Origin of the sequence: Xanthomarina sp. F2636L (genome assembly GCF_026410195.1) — a bacterium.
Taxonomy (GTDB): domain Bacteria; phylum Bacteroidota; class Bacteroidia; order Flavobacteriales; family Flavobacteriaceae; genus Xanthomarina.
Genome location: NZ_JAPMLM010000072.1, coordinates 116,004 through 134,772 on the forward strand (window position 1 = coordinate 116,004; position 18,769 = coordinate 134,772).

Consider the following 18,769-nt stretch of genomic DNA (forward strand, 5'->3'; position numbering starts at 1 on the left):
TCAAATATGGCTGCTCCATCTCCAGTTGCTGTTACTTCAATAATATGATTGTTTGCAAAAGCCTCTGTAGTAACTGTAGCAACTACATTTGGTGGCGAACTTACTTGAACCACGGTGGAAGCCGAACTAGAACAAAAACTTAATATATCTGTTACAAAAACTGTGTAGTTTCCTGCAACAGTTGGCTCGTATGCTGGATCTGTACTTAAAATAGTAGCTGGATCCCCATCTTCAATCCATTCAAAAGTATAAGAAGCTGAACTTAAACCTGTATCAATATAAGGAGCCCCCACTACCTCTGTTCCATTCAAATTAATACAAATGGTATATAAATCATCTAGATTAAATGCTGGTACTGGATCTACTTGTAAGGTCATTGGCTCAATATCATAACAAATAGAATCAACAGTAGTATCATTATCTATTCTTACCCATATAATCTGTGGGTTTGATGTATTAGAGTAAACCAAAGAGGTATCTATAGCATTAACACTATTTTCTGCATCATCCAATGATTCATAATAAGTAACAGTAAAATTAGCTGGATCTTGTCCGTTTAAAATAATAACATTTTGTGATGCAAGATCAAACTCTACACTATCATTGCTTGGGTCTCCATCGAACTCCATATTGTCGTCGCATAATGCATAGGTATCATAATTCGGATTTACCTCAGCATCTTCCTGAACCTCAATAAAGAAACTTACTGTTGCAATATCACAGCCTGTAATTGTATTTGTAATATTTACAAAAATCTCCTGCGGATTAAGAGGCATTCCTGGGTTTGCAGGGTCTTCCATATTTGTATATGCAGAAGGATTTGCTATAAATCCTGTTCCAGATTCTGCTGCTGCTAAAGAAGTATAATAAGTTACCAAGAACTCTGGTTCTGGCTGACCATTTAAGATGTCGTCATTCCTATCTGTTAAATCGAAGGTATAGTATCCATCTGTATTCAATTCACAAGCTACAATATTATCAACTGGAACTGTATCTGGTAATGGATTTACAATAATATCGAAAGTAACAACTGTAGAACACCCTGTTCCCATATCTGTTGGATCAGAAGGATCTCCTGTATTTGTTACACGTACATAAATAGTTTGACTAGGACTTGTATTTGTGTATGTTGTTGGGTTAAGAATTGGGTTAACTCCAGACTCGGCATCTGCCATAGTTGTATGATACGTAACTGTTTCGTTAAAAGCATTTAACATGGCAGGTTCATTAACCGTAATATCAAAAATCTCTTCTAAATCTCCGGTATTATTATCATCACATAAATCTAAATCCGATAAAACAGGATTTGGAGTTGGCAATGTATTAACAACTAAAGTTAAGGTTGATAATGCATAACAATCTAAACCGTTTTCTGTAGAAGATACCGTAACAAATATTGTCTGAGGGTTATGCGGTGCTCCTCCTACGGAAGTATTAGCATAAGCTGTATAATCAGCAATAGGATTGTTTGCAGTTACATCTGCCATAGTCTCAAAATAATCAACAGACCAGCCGGCGTTTCCTCCCGTAATAATTGCATCCTGATTTGTTAAATCGAAAATAGCATATCCATCATTATCCGCTGTATCATCACAAATCTCATATTGTAATGCCTCCGTTGTTGTTACTGGAACTGGCAACGGATTTACAATAAGCTCTAAGGATGTTACTGTGAAACATGCTGTTGTATTGTTTTCAACACGAACCCAAACAATCTGACTTGGAGCTATCGTATTGGTAAAAGCACCTGGTGTTGCTATATAGGTTAATGCTGTTATACCTATTTCTGCGCCTGCTTGATCCGTATAATAAGATACAGAATAATCAAGTGGATTTAATCCATTTAAAATTTCTGTATTACTTAAAGTCAAATCAAACTGAGTCATGCCATCTGCTACTCCATCTTCATCACACATTACAATAGCCTCTGGATTCAGTTCTATTTCTGGTGTAGGATCTACAATAAGTTGTAATTCTAAAATGGTTGGACAACCTGTGCCTGTTCCATAATCTACACGAATATAGATAATCTGTCCAGCAACATTTGTAAAAACATCTGGCTGAGGAAGATCGTCATCAATAGCATTCTGTTCTGTTAGGTGAAATGACACCTCATAGGTTGGATCTATAGCTTCAATATCATTTCTTGTATCTGTTAAATCAAAAACACCTAAACCATCATTATCAGGATCGCAATAATGTAAAGGCGCCTGAGCGGGAACAGCTGGTGCATCTACCACACCAAGTGTTAAAGTAGTAGTATCCCAACAACCTGTAGTAGCGTCTTCAATTCTTACCCAAAGTACTTCACCATCTGTACCAACGTAAGTTGAAGAAGAAGGTAGTACTTCTGGGGTACCATTCTGAGCATCTAATAAATTGGCATGATAAGTGACTACATAATTAACATTTCCACCTGAAATTTCATCGTTTTTATCATTTAAATCCATTTCGGTCATGCCATCAGCTACATTATCATCACAAACGACTAAAGGTGTTGGTACTACAAAAGTTGGTAAAGGATTAATAGTTACAACAAAACTGTTTTCATCAGTACAGTTTGGTGTTGTACTGGTGTCGGCATATACATAAATGGTTTGCGTAGTTGTAATAGCATCTCCTGCATTTAATACCGTTCCTGTTCCTCCTGTACCTGTATAATAAGTTCCATTTGTTAAGGCTGGCAAGGTATAACTAACACATTCTGAAACATCAGCTGGAGCATCTACTATTGGTGTTGTATTAACTGTTACAACAAAACTGTTTTCTGCAAAACAATTAGGCGTTGTCCCTGTTTCAGCATATATAAAAATGGTTTGTGTACTTGTTATGACATCTCCGGCATTTAAAACAGTTCCGGCACCTCCAGTGCTAGTATAATAGGTTCCAACCGTTAAGGCTGGTAAGATATAAGTATCACACACGGTAACATCCACTGGTGCATCAACTATTGGAGTATCGTTAATAGTCACGACAAAACTATTTTCTGCTGAACAATTTGGTGTGGTTCCTGTTTCTGCATACACATAAATGGTTTGTGTACTTGTTATTGCATCTCCGGCATTTAACGTTGCTCCTGTGCCTCCAGTTCCTGAGTAATAAGTTCCATTTGTTAAGGCTGGCAAGGTATAACTATCACACATAGTTACGTCTGTTGGTGCATCAACTAAAGGAGTTGTATTAATAGTTACAATAAAATCATTTTCAGAGAAACAATTTGGCGTTGTTCCAGTTTCAGCATATACATAAATAGTTTGACTAGTTAAGATAGCATCACCTGCATTTAATACGGTTCCTGTTCCACCAGCAGCTGTGTAGTATGTTCCACCTGTTAAGGCTGGTAACGTATACGAGTCACATGCAGAAACATCAGCAGGATCATCAATTATTGGTGTTGTGTTAATGGTTACATCAAAACTATTTTCATCTGTACAATTTGGAGTGGTTCCTGTTTCTCCATATACATAAATGGTTTGACTAGTTGAAATAGTATCTCCTGCATTTAATGCTGTTCCTGTTCCACCTGCTCCTGTAAAATAACTTCCACTTCCTAAAGCTGGTAAAATATAACTATCACATGCGGTAACATCTATCGGAGCATCGACCGTTGGGGTAGTATTAACAACTACGGTAACCGTACTTGTTGCTGTGTCACTTGGCGGTGTAAGTCCACTATCAGTTAAAGTTACTTCATATGTCGTGGTTGCAGCTGGGGGCGGTGATAACACTAATGTAGGATTTGTTCCTAAAACCGTGGCATCACCTTGTACTGTCCAACTATAACTATAGGTTCCTATGGCAACTGCAGGGCTTGGAGCTGCTGTTAAAGTAACATCTGCTCCTGCATCGTGACAAATAGATGGCATATCAGCAGTTGCTGTAACAGAGATAGTACAAACATCAATAGTAACTAAGAAACTGTTTTCTGCAAAACAATTAGGCGTGGTGCCTGTTTCAGCATATACATAAATAGTTTGTGTGCTTGTAATTAAGTCTCCAGCATTTAACACGGTCCCTGTCCCTCCTGTTGCTGTGTAATAAGTTCCACTTGTTAATGCAGGTAATGCATATTCATTACAAACTGTAACATCAACTGGGGCATCTACTGCTGGGGTTGAATTAACCGTTACAATAAAACTGTTTTCTGCATAACAATTTGGTGTGCTTGCTGTTTCTGCATAAACATAAATAGTTTGGGTTGTTGTTATTGGGTCTCCGGCGTTTAACACCATTCCTGTGCCTAATGCTCCAGTATAATAAATTCCTCCACTTGTTAAAGCTGGCAAAGTATAACTGTCGCAAACTGTAACATCTGCTGGGGCATCAATAATTGGAGTAGAATTAACCGTTACTGTAAAACTATTCTCATCAAAACAGTTTGGTGTGGTTCCTGTTTCATCATAAACATAAATTGTTTGAGTAGTTGTAATAGCATCTCCTGCGTTTAATACAGTTCCAGTACCTCCTGATCCAGTATAATAAGTCCCACTTCCTAAGGCTAATAAGGTAAAACTGTCACAAACTGTCACATCTGCTGGGGCATCGACTGTTGGTGTTGTGTTTACCGTTACAGTTACTGTATTTGTTACCGTATCGTTAGGTGGTGTTAAACCACTATCTGTTAAGGTTACTTCGTATGTTATGGTTGCAGCTGGGGGTGGCGACAACACTAAGGTCGCGTTTGTTCCAACCGATGTAGCATCACCAAGTACGGTCCAGTTATAACTATAGGTTCCTACCGCCACTGCTGGACTTGGGGTAGCTGTTAAAGTAACATCTGCTCCTGCATCATGACAAATGGATGGCATATCGGCAGTTGCCGTTACAGATAATGTACAAGAATCTATGGTAACTACAAAACTGTTTTCATCTGTGCAATTAGGTGTTGTACCTGTTTCTCCATATACATATATGGTTTGTGTGGTTGTAATAACATCGCCTGCGTTTAACATGGTTCCTGTGCCTCCTGCTGCTGTATAATAATCTCCACTTGTTAAAGCAGGTAAGGTATAATCGTTACATGCTGTAAGGTCTGTTGGTGCATCTACGGTTGGTGAAGTAAATACATTCACTGTTTCAGATACAGACATGGGACCACCACATACAGAGTTATAATTATCTGCAGACAATAAGTTAATAGTTTGTGTAGTGGTTATTCCAGGAATGGTTATAACAAACATTCCAGTAGCATCTAAAGTTACTACTTGCGTAGCTCCTCCATTCAGGTTGTATTCCACAATATCGTTTTCTGCTCCATTAATTGTAAACACAGCATCTCCTGTATCACAAACATCTGCACTACTTGTTACCGTAACCAATGGCGTTGGAGACACCACTACTGTTATTGGTTTATAAGCCACACGTTCTGTATAAGGTGGTAAGGCATCTGTATAAGTTACTTGAGCAATATAAGTTGTGGTTTGGCTTGGAGACACCGCTAAACCTGTTGGGTCTGTTCCTAAAACGTTACCTGCATCATCTAACCATTCAAAACTTGTAATAGGGGTTCCATTAGGATAAAACTGCCAAGCTTCTGGAGCTGTAAAAGGAATATCCCAAGTCCCAGTACTTCTTCCCGGAGGGTAAATACCAGCAGTTCCTGCAGGATTTTGAATACCAATGGCTGCAACTCCTCCTTGCCAAGAATTACAAACATCTTTTTGAAAGATATAGGTTTCAATAATGTTAGTGGTTTCATAAAACATAATCATTTGAGACGTTCTTGCTGCACCCCAACAACTCCATTGTCCAACATTAAAAAAACTAAACACAAACACTCTAAAAGGCGCTTCTCCTTTTACAGCATAAGTTGTACTAAAACTAGCAGGATCAATATTACCCAAACCATTACCCACAGGATAAATATCATGCATAGCTCCAAAAATATTTGCTCCACTAAATGCTGCACTATTATTTGGAATTATGTTGGTATTATTAAATCCCCAAGGATGATATGTCCCAGCTTTAGCTGTATTAAAACTCACTGCACCATTAGTTGACAACACACATTGGGAGTAATCAGTTTGATAGAACTCAAAATCGAAGGCAAAATTCAAAACCGTACTCCACTCATCATCAACATTTAAAGGGGTGTCACCTGCTGTATCTCCAAAAGAAAAGGGTGGATTCACCGGTATGGATCTCACTCCATAACTATTAGACTCCCCTACCACGGTATAATCTGCAGTTAATGTCAAAGGAGGAATAGTTCCCGTGTTTAAATCGATACAAAAAGGATCTGATATACAAACATTATTACCACAATTAATATTTCCACTACTTGCTGAAATACTCATTTCCGATGATCCTGACCCAGCACTGATTGTTGCTGGAAAAACTCTAATTTCTATTTCTGCCGTATCGCAATTACCTGGATTGGCGTTTTCACAAATTTGATAGGTAATATAGTAAATACCTTGAGGCGTATTGGCAGCAATATTGACAAACCCTAAAGGATTGAAAGTGGTAAACCCTGTTGGATCGGGAACCGCTTCTGTAAACGTAAAGTTTCCATAAGTACCAAAATTAAGGGCTGTGCCATTAAAATAATCGTTTTGAAACACACGATTACCAGTCGATGTAGACGAAGCAGGGTTATCGGACCTACCAACAACCACATCATCAATGGCTATTAACTGTGCATAAGTTGTACTAATAAACAAAAGAAAACAGAGGGTAATTAACTTTTTCATAGGGAGAATCGTCATAAAGTATATTTAAGTGACATGCTTAATGCCAATTAAACATCATTATATTGTTAAAATTGTGCTGAAAATTAAGGAATTTTTATGAAAAAAACCGTTAATTTTTTTGTGAAATTAATTCTGTGTTAATAAAACACCTTTAAAAAGGGAATTTCTTATCTTTGCAGATTATATTAAATATTTAATTTTTCGGATGAAATTTGATAAAAAAATTGATGAATTAGAGTCGTTAGGAGAAAACCATGTTGGAACTTCTTCAGACACTCCTATGCGTGAAGATGCTTTTAAACTTACAAACGAAGAGAAGATTGACATTATTAAAGATGATGTACAACATATTCTTGAAACTTTAGGCTTAGACTTAACAGACGATAGCTTAAAAGGAACCCCTAACCGGGTAGCCAAAATGTTTGTAAAAGAAATTTTTGGAGGTTTAGATCCTAGCAGAAAACCTAATGCATCAACATTTGATAATAAGTATCAATATGGTGAAATGCTGGTAGAAAAAAACATTACTGTATATTCTACTTGCGAACACCATTTACTTCCTATAGTTGGAAAAGCTCATGTAGCTTATATCTCTAATGGTACCGTAGTTGGTTTATCTAAAATGAACCGAATTGTTGATTATTATGCTAAACGTCCTCAAGTTCAAGAGCGCTTAACCATTCAAATTGTAAAAGAATTACAAGAGGTTTTAAATACAGATGATGTAGCTTGCGTAATAGACGCTAAACATTTATGTGTCAATTCTAGAGGAATAAGAGATACTGAAAGCAGCACGATAACCTCTGAATTTGGAGGTAAATTCAAAGAAAAAGAAACTAAAAGAGAGTTTTTAGATTATATTAAATTAGACACCTCGTTTTAAATCTTATTTATGGAGTTTCCTGACTGTCGGTAAAGCAACTCCACGAATTTAAGATTGTTGATTTAAAATTCTCAGCTAACGATTCAAAAATTTAACGGTTTAGATTTTAGATTCTTCGTTTCCCTCTGAATAACAAACAAACAACTAACAACTCAACAAGAAACAGCAATGCCACTTTATAAAAATCAAGAGATAAAAATATACAATTCCCTTTTGGGCGAAAAAGAGATTTTTAAACCTATTCACTCAGGCTATGTTGGGATGTATGTTTGTGGTCCAACAGTATATAGTAATGTGCATTTAGGAAACTTAAGAACTTTTATGTCTTTTGATATGATTTTTCGTTACCTATTACATTTAGGTTACAAAGTCCGTTATGTAAGAAATATTACAGATGCTGGGCATTTAGAAAATGATGCAGATGTTGGAGAAGATAAGATTACAAAAAAAGCAAGATTAGAAGCTATTGAACCTATGGAAATTGTGCAGAGATATACTGTTGATTTTCATAACATATTAAACAAGTTTAACTTCCTTCCTCCTAGTATTGAACCTACTGCTACCGGACATATTATTGAACAAATTGAATTGATACAAACTATCATAGATAATGGTTTTGCTTATGAAGTTAATGGCTCCGTTTATTTTGATGTTCATAAATATAACAAAACGAATGACTATGGTGTCTTAAGTAAACGAAAGCTTGAGGATTTAATCCATAATACTCGGGAATTGGATGGACAAAGTGATAAGAAAAATCCTCAGGATTTTGCACTTTGGAAAAGAGCTGAACCAACTCATATTATGCGTTGGCCTTCACCATGGAGCGATGGTTTTCCCGGATGGCATTTAGAATGTACTGCCATGAGCACCAAGTATCTTGGTGAGTATTTTGATATACATGGTGGTGGAATGGATTTAAAATTTCCTCATCACGAATGTGAAATTGCACAGAATAAAGCTGCAAAAGGAAAGGACCCAGTAAAATATTGGATGCACGCCAACATGCTTGAACTTAATGGTGCACGTATGAGTAAATCTACCGGAAACTATATAAATCCTGCCGAATTACTTTCTGGAGAAAACGATATCATGTCTAAATCTTATAGCCCAAGTGTTATAAGATTCTTTATGATGCAAGCCTCTTATAGAAGTGTTTTAGATTTAACAGATGATGGCTTATTAGCAAGCGAAAAGGGTTTTAATCGTTTAATGGAAGCCATTAATTCATTAAAGACTTTAACGACATCTAATGAAACATCTAAAAACGTTAAAGACACACTAGAAATTTTAAAACAGAAGTTTTACCAATCCATGAATGATGACTTCAATACGCCTATATTAATATCCTGGTTATTTGAAGGTGTTTCTGTCATTAATAAAATAAAGTCGGTTAGCGAAACCATTACAAAAGAAGATTTAGATGAATTTTCTAAGCTTATTCATGTTTTCGTTTTTGATGTTTTAGGCTTAGAACATATTACAGAAAAAGGCTCAGACACAGGAAAACTTTCTGGAACGGTGGAACTTTTAATTAAACTGCGTCAAGAAGCTAGAGCGAATAAAGATTTTGCGTTATCCGATCAAATTAGAGATGAACTCGATGCACTTGGAATTCAATTAAAAGATGGCAGAGATGGGACAACATTTAACTTGTAGCACCTTCTATATCCTCCTCTCGTTTGTCGTTAAGTCGTTTGGCGTTAATTATTAAGTTGTTTGATTTTAGTTAGTTATATTTATACTCTATAATTCTAAAATCTTAAAATATGCATGTTTATTCCTTCGAAAAGCTAGAGGTTTGGAAAGAAAGCATTCAATTAGCTATTAAAACGTACAAAACAACAAATTTTTTTCCAAGTGAAGAGAAATTTGGCTTAACATCCCAAATGAGACGATGCTCTATTTCCGTTTCTTCAAATATTGCTGAAGGGACTTCTAGAGCAACAAATAATGACAAAGCTCATTTGATGACAATGGCTTATAGCTCTGCAATTGAATTATTAAATCAATCCATTATTTCCAAAGAGTTACATTTTATCACCAATGATGATTATCTAGCAATTAGATATGAAATAGAATCAATTACAAATAAGATAAATGCTTTAAGAAAACATTTTTTAAAGACTTAATATCTAAACGACAAACGACAAACAACTTTACTTAAAGATTTTGAAGAAGATATTAACATATCCATTTTTATTACTTATAAAAATATATCAGACGTTTATTTCTCCATTTACGCCTGCTACTTGTAGATTTCAACCCACCTGTTCTTATTATACCAAAGAAGCTTTAGAGAAACACGGATTTTTCAAGGGTGGGAAATTAGCGATTATTAGGATTTTTAGTTGTCATCCCTGGGGCCGTTCTGGCTATGATCCAGTTCCGGAGAAGGATGAGTAAATAGTTAACAGTCTCAGTGTTTGGTGTTTGGCGCTCTATAAATCAGTTTTATTTTCTTTATTCCTTCAGGTTTTTATTTTTCTATTTCATATTCTGCTTTTCATTACACTTATAGAGTCTAAGTCACTTTAAACATTCCTGTCAACGCTTAAATGATAAATTCTCGTTAATCCTTTTTAACATATCCATTTAAATAGTCCATAAATGTTATATTTACATTCCTAAAATATACTCTATGTTTTTACTTAAGTTCGATTGGAATCCTATATCTGGAATCGATATCATTGGAAATTTCAAGCTTCATTTTTACAGTTTGATGTGGATTATTGCTTTTATGCTAGGTTGGTATATCATGAAACGCATTTTTGTAAAGGAAAAAATAAAACTGGAATACTTAGATCCTTTATTTATTTATACCGTTTTTGCAACCATGCTTGGGGCACGTTTAGGACATGTTATCTTCTATCAATCGGAATTAATTTCTCAAGATTTCTTTAGCATCTTTTTGCCTTTTCGATTTCAGCCAGAATTCGAATTTACTGGTTTTCAAGGTTTAGCAAGTCATGGTGCTGCTATTGGAATAATCATCGGCATGTATCTCTACCGAAGAAAGTACAAGTACAAATCTTTAATGTGGATTTTAGATCGCGTCGTTATTCCTGTAGCCTCAGGAGCTGTTTTTATTAGAGTTGGAAATTTTATTAATTCAGAAATCATTGGAAAAGTAACAGATTCAGTCTATGGAGTACGTTTTATTCAAGATCAATATGGCCAAGGTGAAGCCATGCAACTTACAGGCATGAAAACACCTAAAGCTGCTTATGATGCTATTGCAAATAACTCACAATTTCAGGAATTGTTACTAGATGTTCCTTATAGACATCCAGCACAGCTTTACGAAGCCTTCTGCTATATTTTTGTGTTTGTAATTTTATGGTATTTTTACTCTAAAACCAGTAAAGGCAATCAGACAGGATTTTTATTTGGTCTGTTCTTAGTGTTATTATGGACAGTAAGATTGTTTGTAGAATTTGTAAAAGAACCACAAGGCGAAGAATATATTACTTTAATGGGCCTAAATACAGGGCAAATGTTAAGTATTCCATTTATTATTATTGGACTCTATTTTATGTTTGGGTTTAAACCAAAAAATAAAGAAAGCTAGTGATGCATTTCAAAACAAAACATTCTTTTATCTTGGTTATAGCGATAAGCACCATGGTTTTTGGGATTACATCCTCTTGCAAAGACGACAAGAAAATTATTAAAACAACCGAGGTTCCTTTTACAAAAGAAGGTGAATTAACCTTATACAAGTCAGATACAGACTCTATAGTTTCCCAACTAGAAATTGAAATAGCTGACAACGAATACGAAACTCAGACTGGCTTAATGTATAGGACCTCCATGAAAGAGAATCAAGGGATGTTGTTTGTTTTTGAAGATGAAAGACCTCGATCGTTTTACATGAAAAACACACAATTTGCATTGGATTTAATCTATCTGGATACCAATAAATTTATAGTCAGTTTTCAAGAAAATGCACAGCCTTTAGATGAAAGTTCCTTACCATCAAACGCAGCTGCAAAATATGTACTAGAAGTCAATGCTGGCTTGGTTAACAAATGGCAATTGGAAGTTGGGGATAAGATGATGTATTCTAATGAGTAGCTATTCAGCTTCTCTAAAACACGAATAAAAAGACAGATCTGAAATTTGAAAGCTTCACTATTAGCAAGTAATAAAAGAGGCTCAAGCTACTTGTTTAGCAAATAAATTAACATCCCGTTTTAATTAGACTCAAGAAACTAGATGAATTATAGCGTGAAAACCATATCATTAAAAACAAGGTCTAATCACCATATTGGAGTGTCTGTTTATCATCCTAAACACTCAAACAATAAAAGCCTCATTATTTCTTCTGCAACGGGAGTTTTACAAAAATACTACTCGAGATTTGCTAGCCATTTTAGCACATTAGGCTTCACAGTTTATACTTTTGATTATTATGGGATTGGTAGCTCTAATTCAAAAAACATCAAACATATTACCGCTAATTTAGACGACTGGGCATTAGACCAAACTGCTGTTTTAAAACTTGCCAAGCAAACTCATCCGGAACATAAACTCATATTAATAACGCATAGTATAGGAGGTCAATTAATCGGTTTAAATCCTGAGATTAAACTGGTAGATGCCATCATAACCATTGGGTCTCAAACGGGATATTGGAAATATTTTAATGGATTTTCACGTTTTAGAATGTTTATGTTTTGGTATGCTTTAATTCCTTTTTTTACACCAATATTCGGATATTTCCCAGCTAAAAAATTGGGGCTATTTGAAAACATTCCAAAACAAGTGGTTTACCAATGGCGTAAATGGGGAATACATCCAGACTATATGTTTGGACAGTATAACAGCTCAAAATTACATTTCAATTCCGTTACATGTAAGGTTCTTATTATTAGTTTTCCAAGAGATGTATTTGCTTCTAAAGCCTCTGTAGATTGGTTAGCCTCTAAATTCACTAAGGCACAAGTAGACAGAAGACACCTAATTCCTGAGGAATTAAATATTAAAGATGTCAAGCATTTTGGATACTTTAAAAAGGATTATAAAGAATCACTATGGAAAATGACTGAATACTGGATTAAAGATATCTGTTAATTTTTTAAAATTTGATCCCCTAACTTCAGAATAAACCTAAAGAATCTAAAAACAAAAAAGCCTTTTTGAGTTTAATCAAAAAGGCTTTTTATTTATTTTTAAAGAGCTAATTAAGCTTTCGCTTCTTCAATCTCTTCTTTTACTTTGTCTTTTAATGAATCTTGAGCATCTCCTCTTTTAACAGAATCGTACATAATAGGAGTTGCAATAAATAAAGATGAATAAGTACCAATAATAACACCTACTATTAAGGCAAACATAAAGCCTCTAATAGAATCTCCACCAAAAATAAAGATTGCTAATAATACAACCAATGTTGTTAAAGAGGTATTTAAGGTTCTACTTAAAGTACTACTCAATGATGAATTAATTACTTTCCCGAAAGGCCAGCTTGTATGTTCGTTAAAGAACTCACGAATTCTATCGAATACTACCACGGTATCATTTAATGAATAACCAATTACCGTTAAGATAGCTGCAATAAAAGCTTGATCTATTTCCATTGTAAATGGCATAAATTTGTATGTTAAAGAGAAAACTCCTAATACAATTACCACATCATGGAATACTGCCGCAACTGCTCCAAGAGAGAATTGCCATCTTTTAAAACGGAATAAGATATAAAGGAAAACAACTACTAAGGATCCTAAGATCGCCCAAACAGATGCCTTTTTAATATCATCTGCAATGGTTGGACTTACTTTATAGTACTTCATTAACCCAACCGTTTTATGTTCGTTGTCACTAATAAAGTCTTCATAAGAAACACCCTCTAAATGTGGTTGTAAGGCTGTATATAATGTTTTTCTTAATTCCTCATCAACTTCTGCACTAGTTTCATCTACTTTAAACTTGGTTGTAATTTTTAACTGACTAGTATTACCAAACGTTTTAGCATCTGCAGAACTAAAAAATTCAGGTTCTGAAAGGATGCTTGTTATTTCTGACGCACTTACAGGTTGGTCAAAACGCACTTGATAGGTTCTTCCTCCTACAAAATCGACACCTTCATCTAAACCATTTGTCAATAAAGATCCAACACTAACTGTTAACATAATAGCTGAAAATATATAAGCAGTCTTATGTTTCTTTAAGAAATCAATATTGATATTTCTAAATAAATTCTTAGTTAATGATGTTGAGAAATCTAATTTCCCTCCTTTTTCTGAATACCAATCCACGACTAATCTTGTAATAAATATAGCAGTGAATAAAGACGTAGCAATACCAATAATTAAGGTAGTAGCAAACCCTTTAATAGGTCCTGTTCCAAATATAAATAAGATTAAAGCGGTTAAACCCGTTGTAATGTTGGCATCTAAAATAGAAGACAAGGCATTGCTAAATCCATCTTGAATAGATTCTTTTTGACCTTTACCTTTGGCAAGCTCCTCTCGAATCCTTTCAAAAATAAGAACATTCGCATCTACCGACATACCAATTGTTAAAACGATACCTGCAATACCAGGCAGTGTTAATACAGCACCTAAGCCAGACAACACTCCAAAGATTAATAAGATATTTAATGCCATAGCAATGTCTGCAAAAAGACCTGCTTTACCATAATAGAAAATCATCCATAACAACACCATTGCTAATGCAATTAAGAAAGATAATTTTCCACTATCAATAGCTTCTTGACCTAAAGAAGGTCCTACAACTTCACTTTGAATAATATCTGCTGAAGCTGGTAATTTACCTGCACGTAATACGTTAGCTAAATCGGTTGCTTCATTCAAACTAAAGTCACCAGATATCTGAGAGTTCCCTCCAGAAATAGCTCCTGTTGTAACTCCAGGTGCAGAATACACCACGTTATCAAGTACAATAGCAATTTGACTTCCTTGAGCAAATGCTTTTCCAGTCATTTCTTCCCAGATTTTAGCACCCTTTGCATTCATTTGCATAGAAACTACAGGCTTACTTGTTGCTCCATATTCCTGACGCGCATCTGTAACAACAGCTCCACTTAAAGGTGGCACATTATCTCTGTTACCTACTAAAGCATATAAATCTACTATTTCACTGTCTTTTTTAGGTTTTCCGAATAAGAATTTAACATCACGCATTTCTGCAGGAATTAAAGCTCTTACTTCAGGCATATTTAAATACTTAAGAACCTGATCTTTATCTTTTATAGCAAATTGAGCTACTACTGGTCCACCTTGATAACCAAAACCTCTGATTAATTTTCCAATAGGATTGCTTTCAACATCTAAAGAATCTGGATCGTCACCAAGTAAATCGGCAATTTTATCATCTTCAGAATCTTGAGATTCTTCAACAACTTCTTCAGTGGCAGCTTCTTCATCTTCTACTGAAGCTTCCATTTCTTTAATTAATTCGTTAGCTTGGTTTAAGAAGCCCATGAATTGCTCACCTTTATAAGTATCCCAAAATTCTAATTGGGCTGTACTTTGAAGTAAAGCTGTAGCACGTTCTACATCTTTTACACCTGGTAATTCTACAAGAATTCTTCCAGAGCTTCCTAAACGTTGAATGTTTGGCGAGGTAACACCAAATTCATCTATACGTTTACGCAATACTTCGAAAGCAGAAATAATTGACTCATCGATTTTTCTTTCAATGATAGGCTTCACCTGATCATCAGACATATCGAAAGTTATTTCCTCACTTAAAGTTCTATTAGCAAAAATGTCTGGAGACGCTAATTTTGAATCTCCTTTAATTTTATCAAATGCTGTAAAAAAGTCACTTAAATACGTATTCTGACTATTTTTTTGAAGTTCGGAAGCATCATCTAAAGCTTTGTTAAAAACAGGATCTTTACTGTAGTTAGCTAATCCTTTTAAAATATCTTTAACAGATACTTGTAAAATAACGTTTACACCACCTTTTAGGTCAAGACCTAAGTTCATGGCGTTTTCCTTCACTTCTTCATACGTATAATCTGCAATTCCTAAGCTATACACATTTATGTTCGCTAGAGAATCTAAATACTGACGTTCTTTAACTGCATCGCCACTTGCATATACTCTTGCATCTTCGTCTATACTGTTTGCCTTAAATGTAAAAGACAATTGGTAAATACTTACCAAACCAAATAAAATTGCAAATAACTTTACTAATCCTTTATTCTGCATTATTAATTAAATTAATTAGTTTCCTTGTTGTTCATTTTAAAAACGAGCAAATATATATCTTCTATACTTATTTAACAAAATGTTTGAGATATATAACAAAAAAAAACAGCCATTAAAGCTGTTTTTTTTATTATCATAAAATTACCGGGTTACATACCTTGTAACTTATCTGTTTTTTCGTATCCTTCTGGAGGTGTCATATCGAATTTATCGTCTGGAACAGATTCTTTTTTTAATCTCTGTTGTTTCTTGAGTAATGGTTAAATTCATTCCCATTTGGCTCATATCCATTTTTAAATACATTGGAAACCCATTAATATCTGCACCAATCATAGTTGATTGTTGAGAATGAGCACTTAATTTATCAGTAGTATAGATGTCCATTTTTACAACAACGCCATCTTTATTTACTTCCACATTATATTCTTGACACTCATATCCTAGAACCATTTTAGTTTCGTCTCCTTTAGTAACTGTAACATTCTCAGAATTCTCATCTGAAGCATCCATTGTTTGTAAGACATATTTTTTACCAGTTGCTTGATTATTTAATGCCATTAACATTTGGTTACTATCACTATCCATAATTGTTACAGTAGAACCTGTCATGAAGTTATTAGTTTCAGAACGTGTTTTATTGCCTTTAAAATAAGTGGTTGTTACAATATCTCCAATCATAGCTAATTGCCCTTGTAATTCAGCATTATCTGTAGACATAGTTTGTTTTGACAACACAACACCTTCAGTTAATTTGTCTTGCGAAAAACCAACAGTAGAAATTGAAACCAATAGTATTAATAATATATTTTTCATGTTATCTAAATTGTATTTGATTAAATTAAAAATTCTATAATTCCAGTAAGCCGTTTGTTTTTCTAACTGCTTCTGCACTATTAAGCATGTTTTCTTTTTCGGCATCTGTTAAATTCATATCAACAATTTTTTCAATACCATTTCTTCCAAGAATTACAGGAACACCTATACAGATGTCATTCATTCCATATTCACCTTCTAAAAATACCGAACAAGGAAAAAGTTTCTTTTGGTCGCAAGCAATGGCTTGAACTAAGCCACTTACAGCTGCACCTGGCGCATACCAAGCCGAAGTTCCTAATAGCTTAGTAAGTGTGGCTCCTCCAACTTTCGTGTCCTCTTTAACTTGTTCTAAACGTTCTTTAGTTAAAAAATCAGATACTGGAACCGAATTTCTTGTAGCTAACCTGGTTAATGGAATCATTCCAGTATCGCTATGTCCACCAAGTACCATACCATCTACATCGCTAATTGGAGCACCTAATGCTTCAGCCAACCTATATTTAAAACGAGCCGAATCTAAAGCGCCTCCCATTCCAATAATTCTATGCTTTGGCAAACCTGTAGCTTTTGCTGCTAAGTAAGTCATGGTATCCATAGGATTACTAACAACAATTAAAATAGTATTTGGAGAATGTTCTACTAAACTTGAAGATACAGCCTTAACTATTCCAGCGTTTATTCCTATTAACTCTTCACGAGTCATACCTGGTTTCCTAGGAATTCCAGAGGTAATCACACAAATATCGCTATTTGCTGTTGCCGTATAATCGTTAGTAATTCCAGTTATTTTAGTATCAAATCCGTTTAATGAAGCTGTTTGCATTAAATCCATAGCTTTACCTTCAGCAAAACCCTCTTTAATATCTAACAAAACGACTTCTGAAGCAAAGTTTTTAATAGCTATGTATTCTGCACAACTTGCGCCAACTGCTCCTGCTCCTACTACTGTTACTTTCATAAAATTATATATTTAAATTATGCCTGTCTGTGTGGCAGACTGATTATTTGATTTTCAGCAAATTTAACATATTTATATCATTTATGTTTGAAGATTTAACGAAATCTAAAATGAAAAATTTAAACCTAAGGTTGCACTATTAAATTCTGCAAAAGTATAATCAAGGTTTACAGCAAAAAACCCTAGTTTTACATTAGCACCTAATGTGGTGCGAACACCCGAAACTTTTTCCTCTATAGAGAATGGATTGATAATTTCTTCTGAATACAACAATCCATCTGTTACCACATAAGCACCAAGCAAGTCGGTTTCAGACTTTCCGTTTAAATAACCCAATGCACCATAAGCGTTTAATATTTTAAAATTTGTTGAAGCTATTAATTCAAAAAGCAACGTGTTTACTGCTGTTTTAAGATGCTGATCGTAACCTTCTACAATGTTAGCATCGCTAAAATCATAACTTCCATCTAAATGTGTATAAGCTATCAGCCCAGAAATAGCCACTGGAAAGAACTTATCTTTAGGCAACCAAGCTGTAAATTCCTGTTGTATCCCAAAACCATAAAGACCCGTTTTAACATTGTCTGTCTCTATTTTTGGAAAATATCGTGCTTTTATTTGTGTGCCTCTAAAAGGTGAAAATGCAGCTTGTAAAAATGCCGTTGGTATAATATTAACTCCAGTTGAACCAATACCTGTAGGTAAGGTTATCTCGGTTTCTTGATTTCCAAAAATAGGGTCGTCGTATGTAATAATTACGGCAATATCTGGATCGTTATGCCCTAAAGCAGTGGCTACAGTTTTAGAAGTACTATTATCTGAAAAGCGAATGTTTTCATATTCATTAACTCGCATCTCGAACGATTTTTTATCGTCATTTATAAATGACGTATTAGCAACTAAACCAATTTCAAAACCAAATTGCTTTTGTCCTTTAGCATGATTAAACCAACCGTTGTTTATGCCATATGCCAATCCTTCGGTTGCAGGTGCTAAGTAATCTTTACTAAACTGTTTTGCATCATCAACTCCTGCAGCTAATAAATCGTCCATGTTGTTTTGGGATTGAACTGCGCAAGCAATCAAAAAGGAGCAAATTAAAAAAGAAATTTTTCTCATCATTCTTATTTTGTAGGTTATACTCAAATATATTAATATTAGTTCAATTTTATATTCGCCATTGATATAAAATTTAGCATTATAGAATCTTGTTTAATAAAAAAACCTGCAAGATTTTTCA

Annotated in this window: 12 protein-coding genes; 7 read left to right on the top strand and 5 right to left on the bottom strand. The window is 34.6% G+C overall.

The genetic code is table 11. From position 1 onward, the window contains the following. Window positions 1–6,692: FIDD domain-containing protein (locus OS191_RS14170; RefSeq protein ID WP_524534360.1), on the bottom strand; the 6,692-nt coding region annotated here is incomplete at its 3' end. Window positions 6,693–6,897: 205 nt separating this feature from the next. Here OS191_RS14170 and folE point away from each other — a divergent pair. The 7 genes from folE to OS191_RS14205 all read left to right on the top strand — a co-directional run bounded on the left by folE (window position 6,898) and on the right by OS191_RS14205 (window position 12,651). Next, window positions 6,898–7,575 carry a GTP cyclohydrolase I FolE gene (gene folE, locus OS191_RS14175; protein ID WP_267156370.1) on the top strand — a complete coding sequence of 226 codons (678 nt, stop codon included), beginning with the start codon at window positions 6,898–6,900 and terminating at the stop codon, window positions 7,573–7,575. Between the two features lie 168 nt (window positions 7,576–7,743). Continuing rightward, a complete protein-coding gene (cysS, locus tag OS191_RS14180) occupies window positions 7,744–9,234 on the top strand; it encodes a cysteine--tRNA ligase (protein ID WP_267156371.1) in 1,491 nt (496 codons plus the stop codon). 110 nt (window positions 9,235–9,344) lie between these two features. Then, entirely contained in the window at window positions 9,345–9,707 is a 363-nt protein-coding gene (locus OS191_RS14185) for a four helix bundle protein (RefSeq protein WP_267156372.1), read from the top strand. 40 nt (window positions 9,708–9,747) lie between these two features. Next, window positions 9,748–9,981 (top strand): membrane protein insertion efficiency factor YidD, encoded by a 234-nt coding sequence (gene yidD, locus OS191_RS14190; protein ID WP_267156373.1) that lies wholly within the window; start codon window positions 9,748–9,750, stop codon window positions 9,979–9,981. Between the two features lie 235 nt (window positions 9,982–10,216). Further along, window positions 10,217–11,146, top strand: a complete 930-nt coding sequence (lgt, locus tag OS191_RS14195; protein ID WP_267156374.1) for a prolipoprotein diacylglyceryl transferase — start codon at window positions 10,217–10,219, stop codon at window positions 11,144–11,146. 2 nt (window positions 11,147–11,148) lie between these two features. After that, the gene (locus OS191_RS14200) at window positions 11,149–11,652 is read left to right on the top strand and encodes a DUF192 domain-containing protein (protein WP_267156375.1); all 504 of its coding nucleotides are present in this window, start codon (window positions 11,149–11,151) and stop codon (window positions 11,650–11,652) included. A 153-nt stretch (window positions 11,653–11,805) separates the two neighbouring features. Further along, complete coding sequence (locus tag OS191_RS14205; RefSeq protein WP_267156376.1) at window positions 11,806–12,651, top strand: alpha/beta hydrolase family protein; 846 nt, start codon at window positions 11,806–11,808, stop codon at window positions 12,649–12,651. Between the two features lie 110 nt (window positions 12,652–12,761). On the opposite strand, the gene secDF is transcribed toward OS191_RS14205, so the two are convergent. From secDF to OS191_RS14225, 4 genes are all read right to left on the bottom strand, one after another. After that, window positions 12,762–15,755, bottom strand: a complete 2,994-nt coding sequence (gene secDF, locus OS191_RS14210; RefSeq protein ID WP_267156377.1) for a protein translocase subunit SecDF — start codon at window positions 15,753–15,755, stop codon at window positions 12,762–12,764. Between the two features lie 207 nt (window positions 15,756–15,962). Next, window positions 15,963–16,568, bottom strand: coding sequence for a hypothetical protein (locus OS191_RS14215; RefSeq protein WP_267156378.1), 606 nt, complete (start codon window positions 16,566–16,568; stop codon window positions 15,963–15,965). Between the two features lie 34 nt (window positions 16,569–16,602). Beyond that, complete coding sequence (gene mdh, locus OS191_RS14220; RefSeq protein ID WP_267156379.1) at window positions 16,603–17,529, bottom strand: malate dehydrogenase; 927 nt, start codon at window positions 17,527–17,529, stop codon at window positions 16,603–16,605. Between the two features lie 105 nt (window positions 17,530–17,634). Continuing rightward, window positions 17,635–18,651, bottom strand: coding sequence for a DUF6588 family protein (locus OS191_RS14225; RefSeq protein WP_323370147.1), 1,017 nt, complete (start codon window positions 18,649–18,651; stop codon window positions 17,635–17,637). Window positions 18,652–18,769 lie beyond the last annotated feature (118 nt).